This is a genomic window from Streptomyces sp. DSM 116793 (assembly GCF_057320905.1).
In genome coordinates, this window is the sequence record NZ_CM170494.1 from 579,272 (window position 1) to 606,239 (window position 26,968).

18 protein-coding genes and 1 pseudogene are annotated in these 26,968 nt (G+C 74.2%); 8 read left to right on the forward strand and 11 right to left on the reverse strand.

Annotated elements, in window-relative coordinates; all coding sequences use genetic code 11:
* Positions 1-111 precede the first annotated feature (111 nt).
* Positions 112-2,466, forward strand: coding sequence for a glycoside hydrolase family 31 protein (locus tag ACSMXW_RS02525; RefSeq protein WP_485803676.1), 2,355 nt, complete (start codon positions 112-114; stop codon positions 2,464-2,466).
* Between the two features lie 231 nt (positions 2,467-2,697).
* On the opposite strand, the gene ACSMXW_RS02530 is transcribed toward ACSMXW_RS02525, so the two are convergent.
* Positions 2,698-3,234 carry an NUDIX domain-containing protein gene (locus tag ACSMXW_RS02530; protein ID WP_485803678.1) on the reverse strand — a complete coding sequence of 179 codons (537 nt, stop codon included), beginning with the start codon at positions 3,232-3,234 and terminating at the stop codon, positions 2,698-2,700.
* A 171-nt stretch (positions 3,235-3,405) separates the two neighbouring features.
* Between ACSMXW_RS02530 and ACSMXW_RS02535 the strand changes: the two genes are divergently transcribed.
* Positions 3,406-4,191, forward strand: a complete 786-nt coding sequence (locus ACSMXW_RS02535) for a M15 family metallopeptidase (RefSeq protein ID WP_485803680.1) — start codon at positions 3,406-3,408, stop codon at positions 4,189-4,191.
* Between the two features lie 241 nt (positions 4,192-4,432).
* On the opposite strand, the gene ACSMXW_RS02540 is transcribed toward ACSMXW_RS02535, so the two are convergent.
* Positions 4,433-4,699 (reverse strand): hypothetical protein, encoded by a 267-nt coding sequence (locus tag ACSMXW_RS02540; RefSeq protein WP_485803682.1) that lies wholly within the window; start codon positions 4,697-4,699, stop codon positions 4,433-4,435.
* A gap of 104 nt (positions 4,700-4,803) precedes the next feature.
* Here ACSMXW_RS02540 and ACSMXW_RS02545 point away from each other — a divergent pair, with 104 nt between their 5' ends.
* Complete coding sequence (locus ACSMXW_RS02545) at positions 4,804-5,148, forward strand: Mpo1-like protein (protein WP_485803684.1); 345 nt, start codon at positions 4,804-4,806, stop codon at positions 5,146-5,148.
* A 140-nt stretch (positions 5,149-5,288) separates the two neighbouring features.
* On the opposite strand, the gene ACSMXW_RS02550 is transcribed toward ACSMXW_RS02545, so the two are convergent.
* Genes ACSMXW_RS02550 through ACSMXW_RS02570 form a run of 5 tightly spaced genes read right to left on the reverse strand, consistent with a single transcriptional unit; the run spans position 5,289 to position 13,086 of the window.
* Positions 5,289-5,900 (reverse strand): GTP-binding protein, encoded by a 612-nt coding sequence (locus ACSMXW_RS02550; protein ID WP_485803686.1) that lies wholly within the window; start codon positions 5,898-5,900, stop codon positions 5,289-5,291.
* Positions 5,881-9,531, reverse strand: a complete 3,651-nt coding sequence (locus ACSMXW_RS02555; RefSeq protein WP_485803687.1) for a hydantoinase B/oxoprolinase family protein — start codon at positions 9,529-9,531, stop codon at positions 5,881-5,883. The genes ACSMXW_RS02550 and ACSMXW_RS02555 overlap by 20 nt, the downstream gene beginning before the upstream one ends.
* Before the next feature lie 22 nt (positions 9,532-9,553).
* Positions 9,554-9,949: a DUF742 domain-containing protein gene (locus ACSMXW_RS02560; RefSeq protein WP_485803689.1), complete on the reverse strand. Its 396-nt coding sequence runs from the start codon at positions 9,947-9,949 to the stop codon at positions 9,554-9,556.
* A 9-nt stretch (positions 9,950-9,958) separates the two neighbouring features.
* A complete protein-coding gene (locus tag ACSMXW_RS02565; protein ID WP_485803691.1) occupies positions 9,959-10,399 on the reverse strand; it encodes a roadblock/LC7 domain-containing protein in 441 nt (146 codons plus the stop codon).
* Positions 10,396-13,086 carry a sensor histidine kinase gene (locus ACSMXW_RS02570; RefSeq protein ID WP_485803692.1) on the reverse strand — a complete coding sequence of 897 codons (2,691 nt, stop codon included), beginning with the start codon at positions 13,084-13,086 and terminating at the stop codon, positions 10,396-10,398. The genes ACSMXW_RS02565 and ACSMXW_RS02570 overlap by 4 nt, the downstream gene beginning before the upstream one ends.
* Before the next feature lie 487 nt (positions 13,087-13,573).
* On the opposite strand from ACSMXW_RS02570, the gene ACSMXW_RS02575 reads away from it, so the two are divergent.
* Positions 13,574-14,059 carry a hypothetical protein gene (locus ACSMXW_RS02575; protein WP_485803694.1) on the forward strand — a complete coding sequence of 162 codons (486 nt, stop codon included), beginning with the start codon at positions 13,574-13,576 and terminating at the stop codon, positions 14,057-14,059.
* 83 nt (positions 14,060-14,142) lie between these two features.
* Positions 14,143-14,976 carry an HNH endonuclease family protein gene (locus ACSMXW_RS02580; protein WP_485803696.1) on the forward strand — a complete coding sequence of 278 codons (834 nt, stop codon included), beginning with the start codon at positions 14,143-14,145 and terminating at the stop codon, positions 14,974-14,976.
* Between the two features lie 196 nt (positions 14,977-15,172).
* Here the strand turns inward: ACSMXW_RS02580 and ACSMXW_RS02585 are convergent, their stop codons facing one another.
* The 4 genes from ACSMXW_RS02585 to ACSMXW_RS02600 form a co-directional block, all read right to left on the reverse strand.
* Positions 15,173-20,023 (reverse strand): hypothetical protein, encoded by a 4,851-nt coding sequence (locus ACSMXW_RS02585; protein WP_485803698.1) that lies wholly within the window; start codon positions 20,021-20,023, stop codon positions 15,173-15,175.
* A gap of 79 nt (positions 20,024-20,102) precedes the next feature.
* Positions 20,103-20,996: a hypothetical protein gene (locus tag ACSMXW_RS02590; RefSeq protein ID WP_485803700.1), complete on the reverse strand. Its 894-nt coding sequence runs from the start codon at positions 20,994-20,996 to the stop codon at positions 20,103-20,105.
* 394 nt (positions 20,997-21,390) lie between these two features.
* Entirely contained in the window at positions 21,391-22,917 is a 1,527-nt protein-coding gene (locus ACSMXW_RS02595; RefSeq protein ID WP_485803702.1) for a hypothetical protein, read from the reverse strand.
* A 229-nt stretch (positions 22,918-23,146) separates the two neighbouring features.
* On the reverse strand, positions 23,147-23,851 hold the full coding sequence (locus tag ACSMXW_RS02600; protein ID WP_485803703.1) for a GntR family transcriptional regulator: 705 nt from the start codon (positions 23,849-23,851) through the stop codon (positions 23,147-23,149).
* Positions 23,852-24,360: 509 nt separating this feature from the next.
* Here ACSMXW_RS02600 and ACSMXW_RS02605 point away from each other — a divergent pair.
* From ACSMXW_RS02605 to ACSMXW_RS02615, 3 genes and pseudogenes are all read left to right on the forward strand, one after another.
* Positions 24,361-25,131 (forward strand): LamB/YcsF family protein, encoded by a 771-nt coding sequence (locus ACSMXW_RS02605; protein ID WP_485803705.1) that lies wholly within the window; start codon positions 24,361-24,363, stop codon positions 25,129-25,131.
* A 20-nt stretch (positions 25,132-25,151) separates the two neighbouring features.
* Positions 25,152-25,841, forward strand: a complete 690-nt coding sequence (locus tag ACSMXW_RS02610; RefSeq protein ID WP_485803706.1) for a 5-oxoprolinase subunit B family protein — start codon at positions 25,152-25,154, stop codon at positions 25,839-25,841.
* Positions 25,838-26,704 (forward strand): annotated as a pseudogene (locus ACSMXW_RS02615) (5-oxoprolinase subunit C family protein); the annotation flags it as partial. The gene ACSMXW_RS02610 and the pseudogene ACSMXW_RS02615, both read left to right, overlap by 4 nt.
* Positions 26,705-26,968 lie beyond the last annotated feature (264 nt).

Here is a 26,968-nt window from a genome sequence, read left to right on the forward strand (position 1 = left end):
ACGCCAGGGTGAGGCGCACACAGTCGCCCCCGTGAAGATGTGCCCCCGCCACGGGTGAACGGCAGTTGAACGACGTCTCCGGGTGCCCGGGCGGATGGCAGGGTGATCGGTATGGACGGTCGTGACCTGGTGCGTTCGGTGAAGGCGGTGCGCGGGATGGGCTCCGCGGGCGGACTGCGGGCCATACGTGCGGCCTGGCGCAGGTACCGCACGGACGCGGCGGGGCTGCCGCCGCGGGGCGCCGAACGGGCGCGGGTGCCGGGTGCGATGACCGGGGTGGAGTCGGGCCCGGGCGGCGGTGTGGTCCGCTTCGAGCGGTCCGAGCTGCGGGTCTCGGTGACGGCGGGCGGCGCGGTCTTCTGGGGCTGGGGAGGGGCCGGGCCGCTGCCGTCCTGGGCGCTTGCGGGCGCCGCCCCCGAGCCGGACTCCCGGGCGGTGCTGGAGCCGGACAAGGACGGCGGCTGGCGCGTGGTGGCCGAGCGGGTGACCGTGGTCGTCTCCCGGCACGGCGCCGTCGAGGTGCAGACGCCCGGCGGCGTGCTGCTGCGCCGCGACTGTCCGCCGCGCTGGTGGCAGCCGCAGAACGGCGGCGAGGCGCGCTGGGTACAGCGCTCGGAGGTGGCCGCCGACGCACGCTTCTTCGGGCTCGGGGCCCGGGCCTGCGGGCCGCGGCTGCGGGACGGCGCGTACCGGCTGTGGAACACCGACCCCCAGGGTGCGTACGGGCCGCAGGACGGGCCCCTGCACATCACGATGCCCGTGCAACTCGTGGTGGCCGACGCCGGGACGCACCTGGTGTTCCACGACACCACCTGGGACGGCACGGTCACGCTGCGGGAGGGCGAGGAGGGGGCGGGGTCGGGGCACGACCGCGCGGGGGTGTGCGAGCTGCGCATGGAGGGCGGCCCACTGCGCTGCTGGGTGGTGGTCGGCACCCCGGCGCGCGTGCTGCACACCTGGGCGGGGCTCACGGGCGCTCCTGCGGTGCCGCCGGGCTGGGCGCTCGGCCACCACCATCTGGTTCCCGACCAGGGCGGCGAGCAGGAGGTTCGGCGCATCGTGGCGGGTCACCGCGCGCGGGAGCTGCCACTGGAGGCGCTGCATCTGGGGCTCGGGCACGGTGCGGGCGGGCGGAGCTTCACCGTCGACGAGGAGCGCTTTCCGAAGCTTCCGCAGCTTGCCGGCGAGCTGCTCGCGGACGGCATCAGGCTGGTGTCGGCCGTCTCTCCGGCGGTGAAGGCCGAGCGCGGCCATGCCGTGTTCGACAGCGGGGCGTCCGCAGGCGTCTTCGTGCGGGACGCGGCGGGCCGGCTGGTCCGCGGCGAGGCACAGGCGGGTGAGTCGGTGTACCCGGACGTCACGGGTGAACGGGGCCGGGTTTGGTGGGGTGAGCAGTACGACGAGCGTCTGAAGCAGGGCTTCGCCGGGTTCTGGCACACCCTGGACGAGCCGGTCGCCCGGGTGGCGTTCGGCGATGCCACGCTGCCGCGCTCGGCCCGGCACGACCTGGACGGCCATGGCGGTGACCACCGCGGTGCGCACAACGTCTACAGCCTCGGCCTGGCCAGGGCAGCCCACGAGGCGCTGTCCCGGCACCGCTCGGACGAGCGGCCGTTTCTCCTCTCGCGGTCCGGCTGGGTGGGGATGCAGCGCTACGGCGGGGCCTCGCCGGGGGCGGTGGCCGACGGCTGGGACGGGCTGCGCGCGGCACTGTCCGTGGTGCTGGGGCTGGGTCTCTGCGGCGTGCCGTACGCTGCGCCCGACCTGGCCGGTGGTGACGGGGGCATCCACGGGGAGCTGTGGATCCGCCGGCTGCAGCTGGCCGCCTTCCTACCGCTGCTGCGCACCGTCGGGACGGGGCACGCGGGCGGCGAGGCCTGGGGGCTCGGGGACGAGCTGCTGGGGCACGCGCGCGTGGCGCTCGCCGAGCGGCGGCGTCTTAGCCCCTACTTCATGACGCTGGCTCATCTGGCCCGCCGTACCGGGGCGCCGTGGGTGCGGCCGGTGTGGTGGGGGTCTCCTGAGGACCGTGCGCTGCGCGACTGCGAGGACGCGTTCCTGCTCGGTGACGCGCTCCTGGTGGCGCCCGTCGTGGCGCCGGGCGTGGTGCGGCGGACGGTGCGGCTGCCGGCCGGACGCTGGTACGACACGTTCACCGAGGAGGTCCACGAGGGACCCGGGCAGGTCGTCGTCCCGGCGCCGCTGTCCCGTGTGCCGGTGCTGGCGCGTGCGGGTTCGGTGCTGCCGGTGCTCGGCGGCGCGGGCGGGATCGAGTTGGAGGTGTGGGCGCCCGCTGCCGGACGGGGTGGAGGCGGTCTCGTCGTCGCCGACCCGGGGGACGGGTGGTCGGTGCCGGAGGCCGAGCAGTACGGCGTGCTGCGGGCCGGTGCCCGGGTCACGGTGCAGCGGGAGACCGACGACGGCCCGCGGGCGGCGGGCCGTCCTGTGCGCATTCGGGGACTGTGAGGCCCGGCCGGCTTCTGCGGCCGTCCGGGCCGAGGGCCCTGCCGGGGCCTCGGGCCGCCGTGCGGGCCCGGTGCGCCGGCGGGATCCGGGCGGCCGCAGAAGGCCGTGTGAACGCCCGGATCTGGCGGCTCGGACGGCAGGGGCGAAGGGGCCGGGATCGACCGTCAGAGGGCCCCACGGGGCCCTTGCCGAGGGTGTGCTCCGGCGCCCTGACGCTGCCGCGTGACGCCGTCAGACGTAGCGGCCTTCGAACCACGCCTGCACGACCGCCGTGTGCAGCGGGAAAGCGAGCTCGGCCGGCCTGCGCAGCAGGTCCCAGCCCTCGGTCTCCTCGGTCGGCCGGGACTGCGGCAGCTCGGGTGCGGGCCTCTCGGGCAGGAGGCCGAACAGCAGCAGATGGCCGTCGGGTGAGCTCATCGCGTCGATGAGCCGGACGTCGCGGCTGGCCGCGTCGATGCCGGTCTCCTCCTTGAGCTCACGGACGACGGCGTGCCGCCAGTCCTCGCGGTCGTCGATGAAGCCGCCGGGCAGTGCCGTGCCCCCGCGCGCGGGGGCGATGGCCCGGGTCACGACGACCAGAGAGGTGCCCTTCTGGTCGTACACGGGCTGGAGGGCCACGGCGACCGGAAGGGGGTTGCGGTAGGCGACATGGCCACAGGACGGACAGGTCCTGGGCCAGCCGGATACATCGCCCGCGTAGGGCGCCCCGCAGCTCGAACAGTGCGAATTCGGAACGGGGTTGAGAGATGGGTGTTGGGTAGCGGACACGCCGCGGACTGTATCCGATCATCGGCTCAGCGTCTTCCGCGGTACCCGCCCTCCTGGTACAGCAGGGACATGACACGACTCATGCTTCTCCCACCCTCCGCCGGACGACGCCGCGCCGACCGCCTCGCCCCACCCCGGACGACGTCCCGAGGGGCGCCACGCCGGCGCCCGGTGCTGCGCAGACTCGCCGTCACGCTCACGGCACTGCTCGCCGTCGCGGGCGGGGCCGCACCGGCGCACGCCCGGCCGGAGCCCAAGGCCCCCCGGGAGTTCGTCGCCCTCCGCGACGTCGATCCGACGATCATCCAGGAGATGCGGTACTTCACTCCCCACAACTTCACCGGCGTGCCGGTCGACGGCTACCGCCGGCCCATGTGCATTCTGACCCGGGCCGCGGCGGATGCCCTGCACCGGGCGCAGAAGGACCTGCTCGCCAAGGGCTACTCCCTGAAGGTGTACGACTGCTACCGGCCGCAGCGCGCCGTCGACTGGTTCGTCCGCTGGGCCGAAGACCTGGACGACCAGCGCATGAAGGCGGAGTTCTATCCGCATGTCGACAAGACGAGGCTGTTCGCCGACGGCTACATCGCCGAGCAGTCGGGGCACAGCCGCGGCTCCACGGTCGATCTGACGGTGGTCCGGCTCCCGGCGCTCCCCACCCGCCCCTACGTGCCGGGCGAGCCCCTCAAGCCGTGCTACGGCCCCAAGGAGCAGCGTTTCCCGGACGACTCCATCGACATGGGCACGGGCTTCGACTGTTTCGACACCCTCGCCCACACGGACGATCCCCGGATCGTGGGGGTTCAGCGGGCCCACCGGGACTTCCTGCGGAACGTGCTCTCCGAGCAGGGGTTCGTGAACCTTCCGGAGGAGTGGTGGCACTACACCTTCCAGCCGGAGGTCTTCCCCGGCACCTACTTCGACTTCCCCGTCGCACGGCGGTCGCTGACGCCCTGACTCCGTCCCGGGTGCGATCACGGTTCTGCTGACGCCCCGTCGGGGATGTGCCCGCGCTGACCGTGATCCCGCGCGTCCGGCGGTCCGAGGGCCACGCACGGGCCTCGGTGCGGAGTGCCGCCGGGCCTCTCCGTGCCCCGGAACCGCCTGCCGGAGCAACGCGGCGTTCGCCACGGCGCGCGGACACGGCGCGCGGCCGGCTCCGGCCCGGCACGGCCCGAAACGGTACCGGCGCCCCGGCTCAGTCCCGCCCGGCCTCAGCCCTCACCTGGTCCTCCACCTCCGTCCTGGCGAGTCCGTGCCCCTTGGCGAACTCCGTGATCGCGGCCTGCACCTCCCGGTCCAGGTCCCGCCAGGCCCGCAGCGCGGTCTCGTACGTCTCGGACTGCTGCTCCGTCTGGGCGGCGGCCGCGGGCGGCCCGTACTGCTCCCGAAGGTCCTGGACTTTCGCGTACGCCTCGTCCGCCAACTGCTGTTTCTCGACGAGTTCACCGAAGGTATGTGCCACGCCTCCGGATCCTAAGGTGGCAGGTCAAAGGCCCCGTTCCGACTCGCGGAAACGGCACCGCCCGGGGCATGCCCGATGTCCGCGCGGCGCACTACCGTGCTCCTATGCAGCAGACCTTCGATTCATATGAAGAATTTTGGCCGTATTACGTCGCCATGCACTCGAAGGCCGCCACCCGGTGGGTGCACCTCGCCGGCACGCTCACCGGGCTCGCGGTGAGCGCCTACGGGCTCGCCCGCGGGCGCAAGCGGTACGCGGCCGCTCTGCCGCTGATCGGATACGGCACGGCATGGCCGGCGCACTACCTGATCGAGAAGAACAACCCGGCGACGTTCGGCCATCCGGCGTGGTCGCTGCGGGGCGACGTCCGGATGATCCGCATGATGCTGGCGGGCCGCGACCGGGAGCTGGGTGAGATCGCGGCGAAATGGCTGGCCGAGAACAGCTGACGGCCGGTCCGTGCGGTCCCGGGCCGGTGCCGCACGGTCCGCCGCGACCGGCGCCGCGCGCAGGCCGGCGAGCCGCTGGTGGGAACGAGCGGGAGAGCGCCGTGCGCCCCTGGGACGAGCGTGACGGGCGTGGCGCCGGGTCAGCTCTGCGTGGCCGCGGGCTCTCTGGAGGCCGCCGATATCAGCATGGCGTGCTCGACGACGTCTATCAGGACCTCCTTGACGGAGTTCCGCTCACGTGCGTCGCAGAGCACCACCGGCACCTGGTCGTCGAGGTCGAGGGCCTGCCGCACGGCCTCAGCGGGGTACACAGCGGCGCCCTCGAAACAGTTGACCCCGACGACGAAGGGTATGGCCCGGCGCTCGAAGTAGTCGACGGCCGCGAAGCAGTCCTCCAGACGGCGGGTGTCGGCCAGCACGACGGCGCCCAGGGCCCCGGTGGCCAGTTCGTCCCACAGGAACCAGAACCGGTCCTGGCCCGGGGTGCCGAAGAGGTAGAGCACAAGGTCCTCGCGGAGGGTGATCCGGCCGAAGTCCATCGCCACGGTGGTGGTGGTCTTCCGCTCCACGCCGCTGGTGTCGTCGACAGGGCGCCCGGCCTCGCTGAGCATCTCCTCGGTGCGCAGCGGTTTGATCTCGCTGACCGCGCCGACGAGCGTGGTCTTGCCCACGCCGAAGCCGCCGGCCACCAGGATCTTGAGCGTGACGGGCTCGATCGGCGCCTTTCCCCGCTCAGCTCTGGCGAACATCATCCGTCTTCTCTCCTGCCTCGCTGGGGTCGGACGGCGGTGGACCGTATCCCCCGCCGCCGGGGGTTTCGATGGCGAGCACGTCCCCGGGACGCACGTCTGCCGAGTCGCTGCCCTTCAGGTGGACGACGGTGCCGTCCACCCGCTCCACACGGTTGGCGCCCAGAGCGCCGGGGCGTCCGCCGGCCATGCCGTAGGGGGGCACCCTGCGGTGCTGGGACAGGGTGGAGACGGTCATGGGCTCACGGAAGCGGATGCGGCGCAGCGCGCCGTCCCCGCCCCGCCAGCGCCCCGCGCCGCCGCTGCCCCGCCGCACCGTGAACTCCTCCAGGAGCACGGGCAGCCGCCACTCCAGGACCTCCGGGTCCGTCAGCCGCGAATTCGTCATATGGGTCTGCACGACGGGCGCGCCGTGGAAGCCGTCGCCCGCGCCGGAACCGGAGGCCACCGTCTCGTAGTACTGGTGGCGATCGTTGCCGAAGGTGACGTTGTTCATGGTGCCGGAGCCCTCCGCCTGGACTCCGAGGGCCCGGTACAGAGCGCCGGTGACGGCCTGTGAGGTCTCCACGTTGCCGGCCACGACCGCGGCCGGCGGCTCGGGGGCGAGCAGCGAGCCGGGCGGCACGATGATCCGCAGCGGGCGCAGACAGCCGTCGTTCAGGGGGATGTCGTCCGCGACGAGCGTCCGGAAGACGTACAGGACGGCCGCGTTGACCACCGAGAAGGGCGCGTTGAAGTTGGTGGCCAGCTGGGGCGACGTCCCTGTGAAGTCGATCGTCGCCGAGCGCTCCGCCCGGTGCACGGTGATCTTCACGCGGATGACCGCCCCGGAGTCCGTCTCGTACTCCGTGGAGCCGTCCTCCAGGGCGTCGATGACGCGTCGCACCGCGTCCTCGGCATTGTCCTGGACGTGCTTCATGTACGCCTGGACGACGTCGAGGCCGAAGTTCCCGATCATGCGGCCCACCTCGTCGACGCCCTTCTGGTTGGCGGCGATCTGGGCGCGCAGGTCGGCCAGGTTGGTGTCCGGGTTGCGGGACGGGTGGGGGGCCTCGGTGAGCAGGCGGCGGGTCTCCGCCTCCCGGAAGCGGCCGTCCTCGACGAGCAGCCAGTTGTCGAAGAGGACGCCCTCCTCGTCGATGGTGCGACTGTTCGCCGGCATCGAACCGGGCGCGATGCCGCCGATCTCGGCGTGGTGGCCGCGGGAGGCGACGTAGAAGAGGATCCGCGGATCGCCGCCGGCGGGCGACTCCTCCTCCGGGCGGGCGGTGTCGAAGACCGGCGTGATGACGGTGACGTCGGGCAGGTGGGTGCCGCCGTGGTACGGGTCGTTCACGGCGTAGGTGTCGCCTGGCCTGATGCGGTCGCGGCGGCGGATGACCTCCTTGACCGCGGTGCCCATGGAACCCAGGTGGACGGGGATGTGCGGGGCGTTGGCGACCAGGTTGCCGTGGGGGTCGAAGAGGGCGCAGGAGAAGTCGAGCCGCTCCTTGATGTTCACGGACTGGGCCGTGGACTCCAGGCGGGCGCCCATCTGCTCGGCGATCGACATGAAGAGGTTGTTGAAGACCTCAAGCAGAACGGGGTCGGCTTCCGTGCCCACCTCGGAACCCTCGGGGGCCGCCACGCGTTCCATGATCAGGTGGCCGTCGGGGTTCATCGCGGCCTGCCAGCCGTCGTCCACGACCGTCGTGGACCCGGCCTCGGCGATGATCGCCGGGCCGGTGACGGCCTCGCCGGGGGGCAGGTCCTCGCGCCGGCGCAGCGGGACCTCCCGCCAGGTGCCACCGGTGTAGAGCGTGACGGTCCGTGCGGATGCGGGGGTGGTGGAGTGCTGGGCCAGCGCGGAGAGGTCGGGGGGCTCGGAGAGCCCGGTCGCCTCCACGGAGAGCGCCTCGACGACGACGGGCCGCTCCAGCGTGAAGGAGTAGGTGGCCCGGTGCCGGTCCTCGAAGGTGCGCATCATGGTGTCGGGCTCGTCGAGGGGCACGGTGAGTGCGGTGTCGGTGCCGTCATAGCGGAGCTGTGCGCGGCGGGTGATGCGGATGCGCTCGTCGGGCACGTCCTCGGCGCGCAGTTCGTCCCGGGCCGCGGCCGCCAGGTCGTCGGCGGTCTTCAGGATGCCCGGCATGGCCGCCGGCTCCAGCCGCGCCTCGACGGACTGCTCCCGCATGGCCGTGGTGTCGGCGAGGCCGATCCCCAGCGCGGAGAGCACGCCGGCCATGGGCGGTACGAGGACGGTGCGGATGCCCAGCGCGTCCGCGACCTTGCAGGCGTGCTGGCCGCCGGCGCCGCCGAAGGTGGTCAGCGCATAGCGGGTGACGTCATGGCCCTTCTGGACGGAGATGCGCTTGACGGCATTGGCGATATTGGCCACGGCGATGCGCAGATACCCCTCGGCGACCTGCTCGGGGGTGCGGTCGTCCCCGGTCCGCTCGTGGATCTCGCGGGCCAGCTCCGCGAAGCGGTCCCGTACCAGGGCGTCGTCGAGCGGCTGGTCGCCCCCGGGTCCGAAGACGTGCGGGAAGTGGGCCGGCTGGATGCGGCCGAGGGCCACATTGGCGTCGGTCACGGTCAGCGGGCCGCCGGCCCGGTAGCAGGCCGGTCCCGGGTCGGCGCCCGCGGAGTCGGGGCCCACCCGGTAGCGGCTGCCGTCGAAGTGCAGGACGGAGCCCCCGCCGGCGGCGACGGTGTGGATGTCCAGCATGGGCGCGCGCAGCCGGACCCCGGCGATCCTGGTGGTGAAGACCCGCTCGTACTCGCCGGCGAAGTGGGAGACGTCCGTGGAGGTGCCGCCCATGTCGAAGCCGATGACACGGTCGAAGCCGGCCATCTGCGACATGCGCGCCATGCCCACGATGCCGCCGGCGGGCCCGGAGAGGATGGCGTCCTTGCCGCGGAAGTGCCCGGCCTCGGTCAGCCCGCCATTGGACTGCATGAACATCAGGCGGACGCCCTGCAGTTCGTCGGCGACGTGTCGGACGTACCGGCGCAGCACCGGCGAGAGATAGGCGTCGACGACCGCGGTGTCCCCCCGGGGCACCAGCTTCATCAGCGGGCTGACCTCGCTGGAGAGCGAGATCTGGGAGAAGCCGACGCGCTCCGCGAGCGCACCGATGGCACGCTCGTGGGCCGGGTGCAGATGGCTGTGCATGCAGACCACCGCGACGGCGCGGATGCCGTCCTGATGGGCCTGCGTCAAGGGGCCGGCCAGGGCGTCCAGGTCGGGGGCGCGCAGCACCTCGCCGTCCGCGGCGATGCGCTCGTCCGCCTCGATGACGCGTTCGTAGAGCAGTTCGGAGAGGGCGATCTCGCGGGCGAAGATCGCGGGCCGGCTCTGGTCGGCGATGCGCAGTGCGTCGCGCAGTCCGCGGGTGATGACGAGGAGGGTGCGTTCGCCCTTGCGTTCGAGAAGGGCGTTGGTGGCGACGGTGGTGCCCATCCGGACGGCCTCGATCGCCCGGCCGGGGTCGGCGTCCCCCAGCAGTTCACGGATGCCCGCCACGGCGGCGTCCGCGTACCGCCCCGGATTGTCCGAGAGGAGCTTGTGGGTGACCAGACGCCCGTCGGGGCGGCGTGCGACGATGTCGGTGAAGGTGCCGCCTCGGTCGACCCAGAACTGCCAGCCTGTCATCTCACTCCCGCTTTTGCCCTGATCAGAGCGCTCGGAGCCCGTTGATCACGTCGCGCAGAATACTCTCGTCGGGCAGCTCGGCGGGGGGCACGGGACGGGTCACATGCACCATTTCCTGGTCGGCGAGATCGCCGATGAGGACGCGGACCACGCCGATCGGCAGGTCGAGAGCGGAGGCGAGCTCGGCGACCGACTGGGGCGTGTCGCGGCACAGCTCCGCGATGTGCACATGCTCCGGGGACAGCGTCTGCTCCGCCTCCAGGTCGCCCACCCGTGGCTCGGTGATCACCAGGGCGATGAGGTCGAGCCGGTGCTGCCCCGCGGTGGCTGTGCGGCCGCGGGTCATGGCATACGGACGCACCACCGGTCCGGCGTCGTCGTCGAACCAGCGGGGCGTCTCGTGACCTTCTGCTCTCATGCCATCCCACTACCCGCCCGCGGGCAGGTCGGTGCGCGGTGCGGCGGCAAGATGCGCGCCGACCCGTTTGACCAGAAGCGTCATCTCATAGGCGACCTGTCCGACATCGGAGTCGGCGTCGGAGAGCACGGCCAGGCAGCTTCCGTCGCCCGCGGCCGTGACGAACAGGAAGGCCTCGTCGAGCTCCACCACGGTCTGCCGGACGCCACCGGCCTCGAAGTGCCGGCCGACTCCCTTGGCCAGGCTGTGGAAACCGGAGGCGACAGCGGCCAGGTGCTCGCTGTCCTCCCGCGTCAGGTCCTCGGACACGCCGGTGGGAAGACCGTCGCTGGAGAGCACGAGTGCCTTGCGAATGCTGGCGACCCGCTGTACCAGGTCGTCGAGCAGCCAGTTGAGCTCTCCGGCACCCCCCGGCGTCGTGGTCTGGCCGGCGGCCTTCGGTGCGGTCATCGACCGTCCCCCTCCAATGTCGTTCCCTGTGCCGAGCCGCCGGGGCCGTCGTCCCCTGCGGCGTTCTCCTCCCGGCCGCGGCGCCAACCGCGTTGCAGCGAGGCCATCCTGCTGCGCACCTCGTCGGCGTCACGTTCGAAAGGCCCGTTGCCGTCCCGGCCGGAATCGCGTTCGTTCCGCCGGTCGGGCCCGTTCTTGAGCTGCGGGGCGAGGCTGGCCTGCCGGACCCTGCGCGGCAGGGCTGTGGCGCCCTGCCCCTGCTCCCGCCGGGGAGCCGCGGCCTGCGCGGGCCTGCGGCGCCGGGGCAGGTCGCTCTGCACCGCGGGCTCCGGGGGCGTGCCCGTGTGTCGTTCCGTGGTGTCCGCCTCCCGTGATCTGCTCGGGGCGACCGGGCGGCCGTGCGAGCTGACCAGTTTGGGCGCCTGGCGCCTGGGCAGCGGCGCCGGATCTGCCGGGCCATCGGGTCGCGCCGGCTCGCCGTGTCCCTGCTGGGTCTCGGAGGCCTGCTGGTGCTGCTCGCCGGGCACGCCGGCGACGGACCGGCGCGGGCGGAAGAGGCCGCCGCGCTCGTCCTCGTCGTCGTCGAGCGCGCCGGGGAAGTCGTCGAGGTCGTCCATCCCGGAGCGGACCGGGGGCTCCAGCTCCACGGGACCGTCCAGCAGGTCCGCCGGCAGGTCACCCGGTTCCTGGGACGGCACCTTGGACAGCTGGGCGCGGCCCGTGCCGGCCCGGCCGGTCGCCGTCCCCTCCTCGAGCGAGGGCTCGATCCGCAGCCCGCCCGTGTCGGACTCGAGGGAGTCGGTCAGCAGCGCGTCCGGGATGAAGACCACGGCGGTGGTGCCGCCGTACGGAGAGGGCTGGAGCGAGACGCGTACGTTCTGCCGCTGCGCGAGCCGGCTGACCACGAAGAGACCGAGCCGGTCGGTGTCGGAGAGCTCGAACTCGGGCGTCTCGGACAGGCGCAGGTTCGCATCCAGCAGGACCTCGGGCGCCATGCCGAGGCCCCGGTCGTGGATCTCCAGCGTGAAGCCGTTGGCCACGCGCTCACCCAGGACGTGGACGGCGGTGTGCGGCGGGGAGAACACGGTGGCGTTCTCCAGCAGTTCGGCGATCAGGTGGGTGAGGTCGGCGACGGCGGTGCCCGCGACGGCGATCCGCGGCAGCCTGCGCACCTCGATGCGCTCGTAGTCCTCGACCTCGGCGACGGAGGCACGGACCACGTCCATCAGCTGGACGGGCTTCCGCCACTGGCGTGAGGGGGCGGCACCGGAGAGGATGACCAGGCCCTCGGCGTGCCGGCGCATACGGGTGGTGAGGTGGTCGAGCCGGAAGAGGTCGGCGAGCTCGTCGGTGTCCTCGGTCCTGCGCTCCATGCTGTCCAGCAGGGTGAGCTGCTTGTGCAGCAGCACCTGACTGCGGCGGGCGAGGTTGACGAACACCTCGGAGACCCCGCGGCGCAACTCCGCCTGGCGGACGGCGGCCTCGACGGCGGCTCGCTGGAGGGTGTTGAGCGCCTGGCCGACCTGGCCTATCTCGTTTCTGTCGTAGTCCAGGCGCGGAGCCTCCGTCTCGACGTCGACCTGTTCGCCCGCGGCCAGTCGGCGCATCACGCTGGGCAGCCGCACGCCGGACGCCTCGTGCGCCTCCGTACGCAGCCCGCGCAGGTCGCGGATGAGGCTGCGGCCGATGCGCACCGAGACGAAGACGGAGAACAGCAGGGCGGCCAGGCCGAGGACGCCGGCGACGCCGGCGCGGACGAGCACGTTGACGGCCACCGGCTTGAGCCGGTCCTGGAAGCGGTCGTCGGCGGCGCTGTCGCGGTCGGCGAGGTCTTGGAGGACCTTGCCGGCCATCTTGTTCCACTCCATGTCGCTGCTGACCGCGCGCGGCACACCGGGCGTCGCCTGGGCGAAGGCCTGCTCTGCGACGCGCAGCGACCGGGTGGCGTTGCCCTGCCAGTAGCGTTCGTAGCTACCGCGGTCCTCGTCGGGCAGCAGGGGCAGGTTGTTGTCGTAGAGCAGGGTGCGCTGCGCGATGAGGTCGGAGACCTCGCGGATGTCGGTCGTGTTCAGCCGGTGCGACACCATCGCGGCGGCGATCACCGCGTCCTCTCGGGAGAGCAGCTCGCGGGCGCGGGCCACGGAGACCAGCGCCTGGCCCTGGTTCGAGAGGTTCAGGTCGTTGACGACCTGAACGGAGCTCAGGAACGCGTAGCACGGGTCGATCAGCTCGTCGTAGAGGTCCAGGGCGGTGGTGCCGGTGATGCCGCCGGCCTCGACGCTGCTGCGCAGCGAGTCCAGCCCCTCGAAGCCTTCGAGCACGGCGGTCAGGCGCTCGTCGGCGTCGGCGGTGATGTTGTCCCGGACGGCCTCGGACTTGGCGTTCCTGCGCACCTTGCGGACGAGGGCGTCGGTCGCCTTGCGGCTGTCGCGCATGTTGTCCAGCGCCCTCGCGGCGCGCGGGTCGGCCAGGTAGATGAGCGTCTGACGGCGCTCGCGCTCCAGGACCCGGGCGGCGTCCTCGACGGGGTAGCTCATCGCCTCGACGACCTTCGAGTTGCCCCAGAGCTGAGCCGCCTCGTGGCCGGTCAGGACCGTGGCGAAGCCCCAGATGGCGGTCAGGGTCACCAGTGGTACGAGCAGCAACGCCACGATCTTCCGGCGGATCGATTTCCCGCGAAAGCGCATGGCCTCCCCCAGCTTGCCCCCTGCGGCCCGGGGGTCGGTGCGTCTACATGAACAGCGTGCGCGAAGTACGTCAAGAAACGGCGCGAGCCTACTACTGCCCTCCCCTCAACTCGAAGGCCGGTACGGGCGGTTTCGTGGCCGTGGGCAGGAGGGGCGTCCGCAGTTGTCCGCCCATTACGGGAGATTGCATCCCCGGGCGGCGCAACCGGAAGGGGTGATCTTCAGGCGAAGTCCGGCCAGCAGTTGGCTTGAATCTTTCGGTCCCGGGGGAATCTTCGGGCGCGCCCACTCGTCTCCTCCTACGGGAACCGGGTACGGACGGGGTCACAGCAGCCACGTCCACCCCGGATGGCGTAGAGCGGGCCAAGCCGGGCAGGCACGGGTGGACCGGACGCACCAGTCGCCTCACGCACGTCCCGCGTCCCCTCCGTGGGGCACGGGCCGTGGCGAGGCGAATTCCGCTGGACGGTGGGGAGTGACGAGGCTGATGGTCAGGGCAGGGCAGGACGAAGCGGCCGACTGGGACGCGCCGGTGGGAGTGCCCAAGCAGTGGCGCCGCTCCACGGGCGACCCCGCGGGGCACCGCGAGCAGCTCTGGGTCGACGACCCCTCACCTCGCCGCCGGCTACCCGATCCGGTGCGTACGGCCGCCGTCCGCGCCGTCCTCATAGTCGCGCTGACGCTCATCCAGGCGATGACGGCCTTCCTGTGCACCCTGGCCGGCTCCTGGCTGGCGTTCCCCATGGTGCTCAGCAGCGTCGCCAGCACGATCGTGGCGACCTGGGGCGTCCTCGACGTCTGGGTCACCCGCCAGGTGTGGAACCAGCGCAATGGCGTGGTCTCCGCCCCCAACAGCTCGGCGCGGCAGCTACGGCGGGAGCGCCGCAGAGCCCGGCGCGAGGCCCGGGCCGCCGAGCGCAGGCCCGGGCGGATACGCAGGACACGGGGGCCACGGCAGCTCTCTCATTCGTAGGGGTCCGCCGTAGACGGTGCGGACCGCATGCGGGGGGCGCAGGCGGACAGGGATCGATCTGTGTCCTTACACTTCGCGCCGTGATGGAGACTTGGATACGGCGTCGGCCGGCAGGGCACGCCGCAGAGGCGAACGGCCACCCGGGGCGCAGGGGCAGAAGACGCGTCCCGCTCATACTCCTGGCGGTGGTGACGGCCGCGGCCGGAGCGTCCCTGACCGGGTGCGATGCCGTGCAGGACGGCGCCCCCTCGCCCGGGTCCGGAGGCGCCCGGGCACACGGCCGCGCGGTGAGTCCGCTGGACAACCCGGACGGTACGAAGCCGGGGCTGGCGGCCATCACCTCCGACGCGGAGAGGGCGAGGGCACGGGCCCTCATCGAGAAGGTCGCCACCAAGGGCCGAGGCCCGAAGACCGGATACGACCGGGACGAGTTCGGCTACGCCTGGATGGACACGGCGCCCGGCGCCGTCCCCTACGCCCACAACGGCTGCGACTCCCGGAACGACCTCCTCAAGCGGGATGGTGAGGACATCCGCTTGCGGTCCGGCTCCGACTGCGTGGTGGCCGCCATGACCCTGCACGACCCCTACACCGGGAAGACCATCGACTGGACCAAGTCCCGTGCCATCACCGTGCAGATCGACCACGTCATGCCGCTCTCGTACGACTGGCAGATGGGCGCCGCGCACTGGCCGAAGGGGAAGAGGGAGGACATCGCCAACGACCCGCTCAATCTGATCCCGGCGGACGGCCGGACCAACGGCGCGAAGGGCGACTCGGGACCGGCCTCCTGGCTGCCCCCGAACAAGCGGATCCGCTGCTCCTACTCGGTCCGGTTCGCCCAGGTCTCACTGAAGTACGACCTTCCGGTGACCACCGCCGACAAGCGCATGATGCTGCGGCAGTGCGGCGGGTGACCTGGTCGGGACAAGGGTGCGACGGCGGGTCCCGGGTCCGCGGAGCGGAAGCGGAAGCGGACCGGGCGGGTACGTCCGGATGTTTCATCACGGGCACCTCTGTGGGACCCGGGCGCGCTCGTGGCTCCTGCGGAAGCTCCTGGCCGCCGCCTCCGCGCCGGCAGGCGGCGCAGCGGCCGGGCGCACTCGGCTCGGCTCAGCTGGGCCGAGCGGCCGCCGGTCGTTTGTACATGCGGGTCGCGGTGATCTCGCCGTGCACCGCGCCCTCGCCGCTCTCCTGCTCGGGGAGTCCCGGACGGAGATGCTCCTCCACGCTGATGTACTTGAGACCGGCCCTCAGGTCGGCGTCGTTGCGGAGCCGGATGACCAGGGGGAACTCGGCGAGGGCCGTGGTGTCGAAGAGGCCGGTGGTGTAGAGGAGCTGCACGCCCAGGGCGTCGGCCACGGCGCGCTGGAGTTCCAGCAGGTAGGTGGCGTTGGCCCGGCCGATGGGGTTGTCCAGGAACAGGGTGCCCGCGTGCCGGTGCTTGTCACGCCCCCGGTCGTTGGAGCGCAGGGCGGCCATCGTGCAGTAGAGCGCGATCGCCGCGGTGAGCAACTGGCCCCCGGAGAACACGTCGCCCATCTGGCCGACCGGAACCCGCTCGGCGCGCAGCACCGCGTCCGGCTTGAGGATCTCCACGCTCACGCCGCGAGGCTGCAGGGCCGCCTGTACGCCCCGCAGCAGCAGGGACATCCCGTCGCGACGCAGATCCGAGTTCTTCCTGACGGCGGCCCGGGTGGCCTCGTCGATGACGTCGCCGAGCCGCTCGGTGAGCGTGGCCTGGTCGGGCTCCTCGAAGCGGATCCGCAGGAACTCCTGGCCGGACCACTCGCCGAGGCCCTCCGGCAGCCGGGAGAGGCGCTGGGCCGACCGCAGCGTGGCGAGCGCCTGCTCGACCATGCCGCGCAGCCGGTCCACGATGCTGTGACGGTTGCGCTCCAGCTGCCCCAGCTCGTCGGTGAGCACCCTGAGCCTCGGTGCGAAGGCCTCCGCCCACTTCTCGGCGTGCTCCGGGAGGGCCGAGCCGGGCAGCTCCCTGATCTGCTGGCGTGCGGGGGTGCGGACCTGCTCGAACCGGGTGGCGTTGGCGTGGCGGACGAGGGTGTCGCAGGCCTCGCGGACGGCCGCCTCGGCGGCGGACAGGTCTGCGGCGCAGCCCCGCAGGGAACGGCGTGCCTCGCCTGCCGCGTGCCGGGCCTCGGCGAGGCTCCCGGGGTAGGGCTCGGGCTCCTCGGTGTCGTCGTGGTCCTGGTGGTCGCGGAGCAGGTCGCGCAGGAGGGCGGCGGTCTCGTCGAAGCCGCCCGCGGCGTCCTCGGCCGCACGGTGGGCGGCCAGCAGCTCCGCGTGCGCGTCGCGTGCCTCGCCCACCGCCTCGGTGTGCGCGGTGAGGTCGGCGGTGGCGGAGCGCAGCAGTTGCTGGGCGTGCTCGGTGTCCGAGGGGACCAGCTCGGCGGGGAGTTCGGTGTGTGCCTCGCCGTCCGCCGGGGCCAGCCGCTCGGCCTCGCCGCGCAGCCTGCCGAGCTGCTCGCTCGCGCTGGACGCCCGGCTCTCCAGGAGCTGCACCAGTTCCTCGGCCCGGGCCGCGGCGGCCTGCCGGGAAGGGCCGTCGGCTCCGTCGGGGGATTCGAGGAGCTGCGCGGCACGGGTCCTCACCTTGTTGCTGAGGCGGCCCAGTTCCGCGCGGGCGGCGCTCTCGTCGCTCTCGGCACGCGCCTGCTCGGCCCGTAGGTCGGCGCCGACGCCGACCTTCTCGTACACCTGGGAGGCGGCGCGGTAGGCCTCCCGCAGCGCGGGGAGCGAGGCGGGCGGACCGTCCGTCCCGTCGTCCTCCGCCCGCGGTGGGGCGTCGGGGAGGTCGTCGGGGGCGCCGGCGATCTCGGCGCGCTCGGCACGCAGCGCGCGGGCGGTGCGGTGGGCGTCGTCGGCGGCGCGCTGCGCGGCGCGGCGGTCCTCGTCGGCGGCACGGGCACGCTCCAGGAAGGCCTGGGCGCGGGCCTGGAACTCCACGGCGTCGTCGGCGAGTTCCCGCAGCCGCGCCTGCCAGCCCGCACGTTCCCGGAGCCGGAAGGCGAGGCCCGCGAGCGCGTCGGCCGCGCGCCGGGCGCGCTGTGCGGCGTCCTGGCGCTCGTCCCGGACGGCGGCGGCCTCGGACGCCGCCTCCTCCGCCTCGGCCCGGGCCGCCCGGGCCTCGGTGAGCTCGGCCTCGGCGTCCTGCGTGAAGGTGCGCGCGGACTCCGCGGCGGCCGCCAGCTCGGCGAGGCGGCCCGCAGGGCAGGCAGTCCGCCACGAGGTGAGGCGGGCCGCCAGCTCGCGGTCCTTGGCCAGCCGCGCGGCCAGGTGCCGGATCTCCTCGTCACGCTCGGCGGCACGGGCGCGCAGGGTGTGACGCTCCTCGTCCGCGGCCTGCTCGTCGTGCATGGCGGGGTTGGGCGGCACCAGGAAGACCGCCGGTGCGTCTGCGCCGCCCGCCTCCGCGCCCTCGCCGACCGGCTCGGGCACGGGCGCGAGCAGGGCGGCCGCCGTCCCCACCGCGACGGCGGAGCGGGGCAGCAGGGCCGCGTCGGCCAGCACCTCCCGCGCGCGGGCGTGGCCGGCGGGGTCGGTGATGACGACACCGTCGACGAGTTCGGGGCGGGCGGCGAGCACGCGCGCGTGGTCGACCGGGTCGACCGCCTGGGCGAGGTACCGCCAGCCGGGCAGGGCGGGGATGCCGTGCTCCCCCAGGAACTCGACGGTGGCGAGCACGTCGGGACCGGGCGGCAGCAGGCCGCCGTCGCCGAGGGCGCCCAGGATCCGGGCGTCGTCCGCGGCGGCCGTGCGCAGCTCGAAAAGGTGCCGTTCGGCCGCGGAGACCTGCTCGTCGAGCAGGCCCGCCAGGTCCTCGGCGTTCCGGTCGAGCTCGGCCGCGGTGAGGGCGCCGCCGGCTTCGCCGGGCTCCCCACCGCCGGACTCCGCCGGGCCGGTCGGGGACGTCCCGGCGCGGCCGGGGCCGGGCGCCGTACGGCCGGCCCCCTCGCCCGCACGGCCGGATCCGCCGGCCGCGCCGCCGGGTCCGGTGGACGGGGTGGACGCGCGGGGTGTGCCGTCGTCCTCCGCGGCGCCTGCCGCCGTGCCCCCGCCAGAGCGCGGCGACGGGATCGTCCGCCCCGCCCGCCGGGTGGACGGCAGGCCGAGCAGCTCCCCCAGGCGCTCCTCGGCGGCCAGGGCGTCGGCGGTGCGCAGCTCGGCCTCGTAGGCGCGCTCCGCGGCGGCCGCGGCGTCGGCGGCGCGGGCCGCGGTCAGCTCGGCGCGGCCTTCCGCGGCCACCGCCGCGCGGGCCTCGTCCGCGGTGCGGCGGGCCGCCTCACGTGCCGTGTCCCAGGCGGCGACCGCGGTCTTCTCGGCGTCGCTTGCGGCTAGGGCGGCACGGGCCGGGTCGGCGTCGGGCGCGGTGTCGTCGAGCCAGCCCGCGCGCACCGCCTCGGCGGTCTCCTGCTCGACCTCGGCGAGCCGCTGGCGCAGGTGGTCGGCCTCGCTGCGGGCGCGCTGGGCCTCGGTCGCGGCGGCGGTGGCGTCCCGGTGTGCCGCCTCGCCGGTCTCCTGGAGCGCGAGGGAGCGGGCCTCGCCCTCGGCGGCCAGGTGCTCGGCGTCGTCCGCTGCCGCCTGCAGGGCGCGCACCAGGTCGGCGGCGGCCTGCGCGCGGGCGGCCAGCGCCGGGGCCGCGTCCCGCTCGGCCTCGCGGATGGCGGCGGCGACGCGGGCCGACCGGTCGGCGGCGGCCCGGTGCCGCAGCACGGCCTCGGCGGCCTGCCACGCCGCGTACAGGCTCCGTGCGTCGGCCAGCTCGCGCTTGTGGGCGGCGGCGGCCTTCTCGGCGCCCTGGAGGGCGAGCGAGGCGTGCCGGTACGCCAGCTCCGCCGCGATGAGGGCGCTGCGTTCGCGGGCCCGCTCCGCCTCGGTGACCGTGCCGGCGGCGGTGGTGACCTGCTGGGCGAGCTCGGCGGCGCGCTCCCGCTCCCGGCCGCGGCGCGCGGCGACCCGGCGGGCGAGGGTCCTGGTGCGGCGCTCGGCCCCGGCGTGGATGTCACGCGCGCGTGCCCGGGCGCCTGCGGCCTCCACGATGCGGCCGAGCAGGTCGACGGAGCCGGCGGTGAAGTCGCGTTCCGCCATGAGCTCGGCACGCCGCCCGAGCTTGTTGCCGAAGCCGCCGACCAGGTCGGCGAGGCCGTCGGTGTCCCGGGTGTCGGTGACCGCGCGCAGCAGCAGGTCGGTGAAGTCGGCGTCCTTCTTGACCGCGAAGAGGCCGGCGGCCTCGCCCTCGTCGGCGTTCATCTCGCGCTGGTAGCGGAAGAGCTCGGGGTCGAGGCCGAGGTCGCCGAGGTGCTCGGTCCAGCGCTCGTGGATCTCCTCCCAGTGGACGTCGAGGTGCGGGTACGCCTTGTCGGCCTCGGTGAGCGCGTCGCGGAAGCCCTTCATGGTGCGCCGGCGGCCCTGGGCGCAGGAGGCCCCCTCGACCGGGGGGCGCACGGCGGTGGACTCGGCGACGGGGAGGTTGTCCAGGCTGAGCCCCGGGCCGGGCCGGAAGGAGTACCAGGCCTCGGCGAACTTCCGCGGGTCGTTGGAGACCTGCCGTCCGCGCCACTCGCTCACCTTGCCGACGACCACACAGGCGCCGGTGCGGGTGTGCTGCCACTCCAGGGCGACATGGCCGCAGTCGTCGGCGAGCAGGAACTTGCGCAGCACCCCCGAGCTGGCGCCGCCGAGGGTGTTGCGGTGCCCCGGCAGCATCACGGAGAAGATCAGCTTGAGGAGCACGGACTTGCCGCCGCCGTTCTCCAGGAAGAGCACACCGGCCGGGGCGGGGCGGCGCGGCGGTCCAGCGGGCTCCTCCTCGAAGAACTCGCCCTGGGTGGGCGCCGGGTCGGGCACGGGCTCACCGACGCCCCGCAGGTCCAGCACGGTGTCGGCGTAGCGCGCACCGGCGGGGCCGATGGAGTAGAGGCGGACGCGGGACAGCTCGTACATGGCGGCGGGCTCTCGTGGTGGTGGCGCCGGCTGGCGGCGGACGGGTCGGGGAGCCGGGCCCGGCAGGGGCCCGGCCGGGTCAGGAGTGGAAGGGCAGGCCGGCGTCGGCGGCCAGCTCCAGGTCGTCGGGGTCGGCGGGGGGCAGCAGGGTGGCCGTGCCGTCGGTGACGGGCACGATGCCCAGCTCCAGCAGCTCCGCCAGGGCGGCGCTGCCCGCCATGTCGCGGACCTGGAGCTGGTAACGGGCGGTGGTGCGGTAGGTGCCTCCCGCGTCGTCCCCGGTGCGCTGCAGGAAGCCGGAGTCGGCGAGGAAGGCGACGGCCTTGGCGACGATGCCGGTGGTGGAGCCGGCCGGGCGGCGGGCGTCCTTGGTGGCGCCGGTGGAGCTGCGCCGCGCCCAGACCCGCCAGGCGGCCTCCAGGCCGGGGGCGTCGCTGGCCGGGTCGGTGTTCTCGCCCTGCTCCTCGGCGCGCTCCTCCAGGCGGCGGCAGGCCTGCCGGACGAACGCGTCCACGCCGTTGACCGTGAGGCGTCCGATGTAGCCGTCGTCGGCTAGGTCTTCAGGGCGCGGGAAGGCCAGCGCGGCCACGGCGAGATGGGCGAGGCCGTGCAGGAAGCGGTCGGTGGCGTCGGCGGAGGCGCGGCGCGCGTAGTCGCCCATGCGGACGGCGAACACCGAGTCCTCCGCGGCGGTCACGGCCATGCCCGCGCGCGGGGACACCTCCAGCACGATCAGGCCGAGCCCGGCGGCCACGGCGTCCGCGAGGCGCGCGAACGGCGGGTCGTCACGGTAGCGGCGGAGCAGCTCCGCGTACTCCTGGTCGCGGGCGGGCTGGAGGCGGGGCTGGAGACCGAAGGCGACGAGCCGCGCGGCGTCCGCGGCGTCGGCCGGGGTGAGGGGCGCGCCAGCGCCGCCCTCCGGCCGGTCGCCCGGCTCGCCCCACGCGCCACCGTCTGCGTGATGGTCGCTCACGGCTGGTGCTCCTTGCTGGGTGGTGAGGTGCGGGTGCACGGGTGGCCGCCGGGGGCGCCCGGGACGGGGTGACCGCCGGGGGTACAGATGGTCGGACGACCGCTGGGGATACCGGTGACGGGACGAGCACCACTGGGACCTGTCGCGGGGCGACGGCCGGGGACCCCTGTGGAGGGGCAGCCGACGAGGGACCCTGGGGCGGGACGACGGACGAAGGCCCGTGGGGCGGGACGAGCGCCGGAGGCGCACCGCGAGGGTGCGGCGCACCGCGGGGATGCCGCACCCCGCGCGGGCGGGGCACACCACGGCGACGAGGCACACCACGGCGACAGCGCGCACGACGGAGGCGCGGGGTGCCGGACAGGGACGCGCTCCGCTGCACGGAGCCCGGGGCTCATGCCGCCTCCGTCCGGTCCGCGGCCATGCCCGCGGCGTCCAGGCGGGCGGTGCCCACGATGAGGTCCGCGCCGCCGAACTCGGGGTCGTCCAGCTCCGTGCCGTCGTCGACGGCGAAGAGGAGCTGTTGCTCGCCCTGGCGGTAGGCGGTGCCGACCGCGGGGCTGGCGGCGTGCACGGCGAGCAGGGCGACCAGGTACGGCAGGTCGGGGTCGCGGCGGCGGGCCTCGGCGAGCAGGCCCGACAGGCGGCGGGGCGCGTCGGGGGGTAGGTCGAGCAGCTCCATGGCGACGGCGAGCTGCTCCTCGCTGAACCGGCTGTCGTCCGGGGTGGCGATGAGGTCGGGCTCGGGCATCTCGGCGCCCAGGTGCTCGCGTTCCATGGGTGGCGTCAGGAGGAGGTCGACCAGGTCCGTCATGCGCACGGACGAGGGGGTCCGCAGGCCCGTGCCGCGGGCGAAGTAGGCGTCGGTGACCCGGGTGGCCTGCTCCACGGGGAGCGGCAGCAGGGGCGCGACGAGGTGTCCGTAGAGGTCGAGTCCGGCGCGCGCGGCGGGCGCGGCGAAGGCCTGGCGGTCCTGCTCGGCGCGGAACAGCGGCCCGGCCTCCAGGAGCCGGGACTGGAGCTGGGTGTGGCGGCGGATGCAGTCCTTCACGATGTCGACGAGCTCGGCGGCACGGCGCTTGTGCTCGGCGTCCTCGGACTCGTCGCGGGACTTGCGGATGTTGGTGAGGATGGCGTTCTCGTGGCGGTAGCGGTCGGCCACGTGGTCGAGGGCCTCGGTGATCAGGTCGGGGACGGTGCGGAGCCAGTCCACCGCGCGGACATTGCGCCGGGTGGCCTCCAGGGCTCTGCGCAGGGTCTCGGCGTACTGCACCGTGCGGTAGCGGGCCTGCTCGGCGGCGAGCTGAGCGTCGGCGAGCCTGCCGCGGCTGATGAGCACCTCCAGCTTCACCTCGGCCGCGATCTGGGCGCTGGTGACGTCGGTGTCCAGGGCTCCGACGAGGACGTTGACCGCTTCGTCCGTGGTGCGCAGCCAGACGCCGCCGCCGTGCCCGGGGACCTCCTCGACGAGCTTGAAGTCGTAGTCGCGGCGTACGTAGCTGCCGTCGGGGGCGAACGTGCCGTAGACGGCGCGGAAGCCGCGGTCGACGCTGCCGACGTTGATCAGGTTCTCCAGGACCCAGCGGGCGACGCGCTCGTGCTCCTCGGTGGGCCGCCGGGGGGCCTGGGCGGCGATGCGCGGCAGCAGCCTGGCGACGACCTGCTCGTGGTCGGCGCCGGTGTCGAAGTCCATGTGCAGGGTGACCAGGTCGATGGCCGCGAGGGCGAGCTCCGCCATGCCGTACACCGAGTACTCGCCCGCGAGGTTGGCCTTGCGGGCGTCCAGGTCGTGCAGCGGGGCGGTGCAGGCGAGGGCGCGCAGGCGGCGGGCCAGGCCCTCGTCGGCGGCCGGGCCCGGCGCGGGGCGCGGCCCCGCGCTGAGCTGGGACGGAGCGTGGTCCGTCGAGGCGGGCGAAGTCACGGTGCACAGACTAGGTCCTGGGTGTGACAACAGCCCAAACCACGAATGCCACGGCCGCGCCGGCCGGCTCCGGACCCTCGCGCTCACCCGCACCCGGCGGCTCGTGTGCCGACGCCGGACCGGACCCGGAAGGCCGCCGCGCCGTGGCCGGACGGCACCGGCATCCGTATCCGTACCCGTATCCGTACCCGCACCCGCACCCGCACCCGCACCCGCACCCGCCCGAGGGTCAGTGGGCCTTCCGCTCGCCCTCGGCGACCCGGCGGCCGTAGACGTCGACGAGTTGACGTCGTGAGTCGTCGAGGTAGTCCCCGAGCAGGGCCTCGGCCTCCGCGTACCGGCCGGCCTGCAGGGTCTCCAGGATGAGCTGGTTGCGGGTGAGGTAGGGCTCGTGGAGGCGGCGGGGGTCGGCCACGACGTGGAAGGCGAGGCGGAGTTCGGCGAACACGCTGCGCATCAGCTCGTCGGTGCGCTCGCTGCCCGCGAGGGCGACCAGTTCGCGGTGGAAGTGGATGTTGGCCGTGGACACGCCCTTCCAGTCACGGGCCCGCGCCGCTTTGCGGCCAGCGGTCACCGACTCGGCGACGCCGTCCAGTTCGCAGGGCCGGTCGCCGAGGCCGCGCACGACGGCGCACTCGACGAGGCGGCGGATCCGGTAGATGTCCTCGACGTCCTCGACCGTCAGGACCCGGACGAATACCCCGCGGTTCAGCTGGTGCGTCAGCAGCCGTTCATGGGTGAGCAGCCGGAAGGACTCGCGCAGGGTGTTGCGCGAGACCCCGAGCGCGCCCCCGATGCCGTCCTCCGAGAGCCGGGTGCCGGGCGGGAAGTACCCCTCGGCGATACGGCTCCTGAGGATGTCGGCCACCCGCTCCGCGGTGCTGGTGCGGCCCAGCAGGGCGCGGTCGTCGGCAAGTTCCGGCAGTGGGGCCATTCCTGAATTCAACCGCAGGGAGGAACACGGAACAACATGGGTATTGAGGGATCGTTCAACGATCCTCTACCTTGGGTCGAGGGTTGGCCACCTGTCCCGGCTCCCGCACAGGCCGCCTGCGGCGGCACGACGGAACAGCGCGGTTCTCACGCACCTTCACCTTCTGCGAGGCGCTTCATGGCCACGACTCCTCCCCGCGCTCCGGTCGCACCGCCCGGGCGGACGGCCGGGGGCGAACGTCCCGCCGGCCCCGGCGCGTTCGGCCGGCTGGGCGCTCGGTCCACAGGGACGCCGCGCGCTCACGGGCGCTTTCGGCGGCTCTACGCTGGACTGCCGGAGCCCGCGGACGCCTCGCACCGCTGCCACGGCGTGCAGCGCCACAAGGGCGCTGAAGAGCGGCGCCACGCCCCCGTAGCCGCCGTAGCCCCAGCGCGGCGTAGACGCCGCAGTCCGCAGGGAAACAGCGCCGCGAGTCCGAGGCGGCGCACCCACGACCGGAGAAGGGACCCATGACCGTTCCCCCCATCGACCTCAACGCCGACCTGGGCGAGGGCTTCGGCCACTGGCGGCTCACCGATGACGCGGCGCTGCTGACCGTCGTGACCAGCGCCAACGTGGCATGCGGCTTCCATGCGGGGGACGCGCCCACCATGCGGCGGGTGTGCGACCTCGCCGCCGCGCGGGGGGTGCGGATAGGCGCCCAGGTCTCCTACCGCGACCTCGCCGGCTTCGGCCGCCGCGGCATGGACGTGCCGCCCGGCGAGCTGGCGGCCGAGGTGGCGTACCAGATAGGCGCGCTGCAGGTCTTCGCGCGCGCGGCCGGCACCCGTGTCGCGTACGTGAAGCCGCACGGCGCGCTCTACAACCGGGTCGTGCACGACGGCGAGCAGGCGGCGGCCGTGGTCGACGGGGTGCTGCTCGCCGGGGACGGCACCCGCCTGCCGGTGCTGGGGCTGCCCGGGTCCCGGCTGCTGGAGGCGGCCGGCGCGGCCGGGCTGCCGGTCGTCGCGGAGGCCTTCGGCGACCGGGCGTACACGCGCGCGGGGACGCTGGTGCCGCGGAGCGAGGAGGGGGCGGTGGTGACGGATCCGCACGCGGTGGTCGAACGCTCGGTGCGCCTCGCGCGTCTCGGGGTGGTCACCTCCCACTGCGGCCAGGAAGTCCCGGTAAGGGCCCGCTCGCTGTGCCTGCACGGCGACACCCCCGGAGCGGTGGACCTGGCCCGGCGGGTGCGGGCCCGGCTGGAGGATGCCGGCGTCCCCGTGCGGGCGTTCGCATGAGGGAGCGTCAGGATCCACGCATGAGCGTCCTTCCGGTCGGCGAGCATGCGGTGCTCGTGGAGCTGGCGGGCGGTGACGAGGCGGCGGCGCTCCATGAGGAACTGCTGCGGCGCCGCGCGGCCGGCTCCCTGTGCGCCCGCGAGATCGTGCCCGCCGCCCGCACCGTCCTGCTCGACGGCGTACCGGATCCCGGGGCGCTCGCCGCACGGCTGCCGTCATGGCGCTTTCCCGCACGTCCCGCGCGCGGGGGGAACGTCATCGAGATCCCCGTGCGGTACGACGGACCCGACCTCGCGGACGTGGCGGCCGCCTGGGGGGTGCGTCCCGGGGAGGTGAGCGGCATCCATGCGGCAGCCGAGTTCCGTGTCGCCTTCTGCGGCTTCTCCCCGGGCTTCGGCTATCTGACGGGGCTGCCGGAGCGCTACCGGGTGCCGAGGAGGGACACTCCCCGCACCGCGGTCCCGGCCGGCTCGGTGGCGCTCGCCGGCCCCTACACGGGCGTGTATCCGCGCACGTCGCCGGGCGGCTGGCAGCTCATCGGGACGACGGACGCCGTCCTGTGGGACCCCGAGCGCGTGCCGGCCGCCCTGCTGACGCCCGGGGCTCGGGTGCGCTTCCTGCCCGAAGAGCCGCTCGCGTCCGGGGGCCCGCTCCCGTCCGGGGGCCCGCTCCCGTCCGGGGATCCGCTCCCGTTCGAGGAACCGCGGTGAGCGACCGGGCTGTGGCGGTGGTACGGGCCGGTGCGCTGACGACCGTCCAGGACGCGGGCCGTCCGGGGCACGCCCATCTGGGGGTGCCGCGCTCGGGCGCCCTCGACCCGGGCGCCGCCGCGCTGGCCAACCGCCTGGTGGGCAACGCCCCGTCCGCCGCCGTTCTGGAGACCACGCTCACGGGCTGCGCCCTGCGGGCGTGTCGCGCGGTGACGGCGGCGGTCGCGGGGGCGGCGTGCGCGGTACGGGTGGACGGCCGGCCGGTGGCCTGGGGCGCCCCTGTGAGGGTGCCGCCGGGGAGCGTCCTGGATGTGGGGCCCGCGGTGCACGGTGTGCGCAGCTATGTGGCCCTGGCCGGCGGGGTGGCCGTGGACCCGGTCCTCGGCAGCCGGTCCACGGACCTGCTCTCCGGGCTCGGGCCGCCGCCGCTCACCGACGGGACGGTCCTGCCGCTGGGGGCCGTGGCAGGGCCGCACGCGCGCGTGGACACCGTCCCGCAGCCCGGGCCGCCCGGGGAGCTGGTGCTGCCGGTGACCTGGGGCCCTCGGCACGACTGGTTCACGGCGGCGGCACGCGCCACGCTCACCACGCGCGCGTACCGGGTGTCCCCGGCGAGCAACCGCATAGGGCTGCGCACCGAAGGACCGCCCCTAAAGCGCCTGGTACAGGACGAACTGCCCAGTGAGGGTCTGGTGCTGGGCGCCATACAGGTGCCTCCGGACGGCAGGCCCGTGGTGTTCCTCGCCGACCATCCGACGACGGGCGGCTACCCCGTGGTGGCGGTCGTCCGGGAGCCCGCGCTGGCCGCCGCCGCCCAGGCGGCACCGGGCACACCGGTGCGGTTCGCAGCGGTCGGCAGGAGGACGTCGGACGAGGCAGGCGGGTCGCCGACGACGCCCGTGGCCGCCGCCGGATCGGACGCGGCGGCCGAGGAGGGACCGCCGGCAGGGGAGGGCATGCCGGCCGGCGCCGCTCCCCCCGCGGCCGCCCCGCCCGAGGCAGGCTGACCGGGCGGCCCGGTCAGACCGCGCGGCCCGAGGGGTGCCGCAGGGCCGGACGCAGAGCCGGACGGCGTGGCCCCGCACAGCACGGCCCCGTGTGGCACAGCCTCATACGCCACATCACCG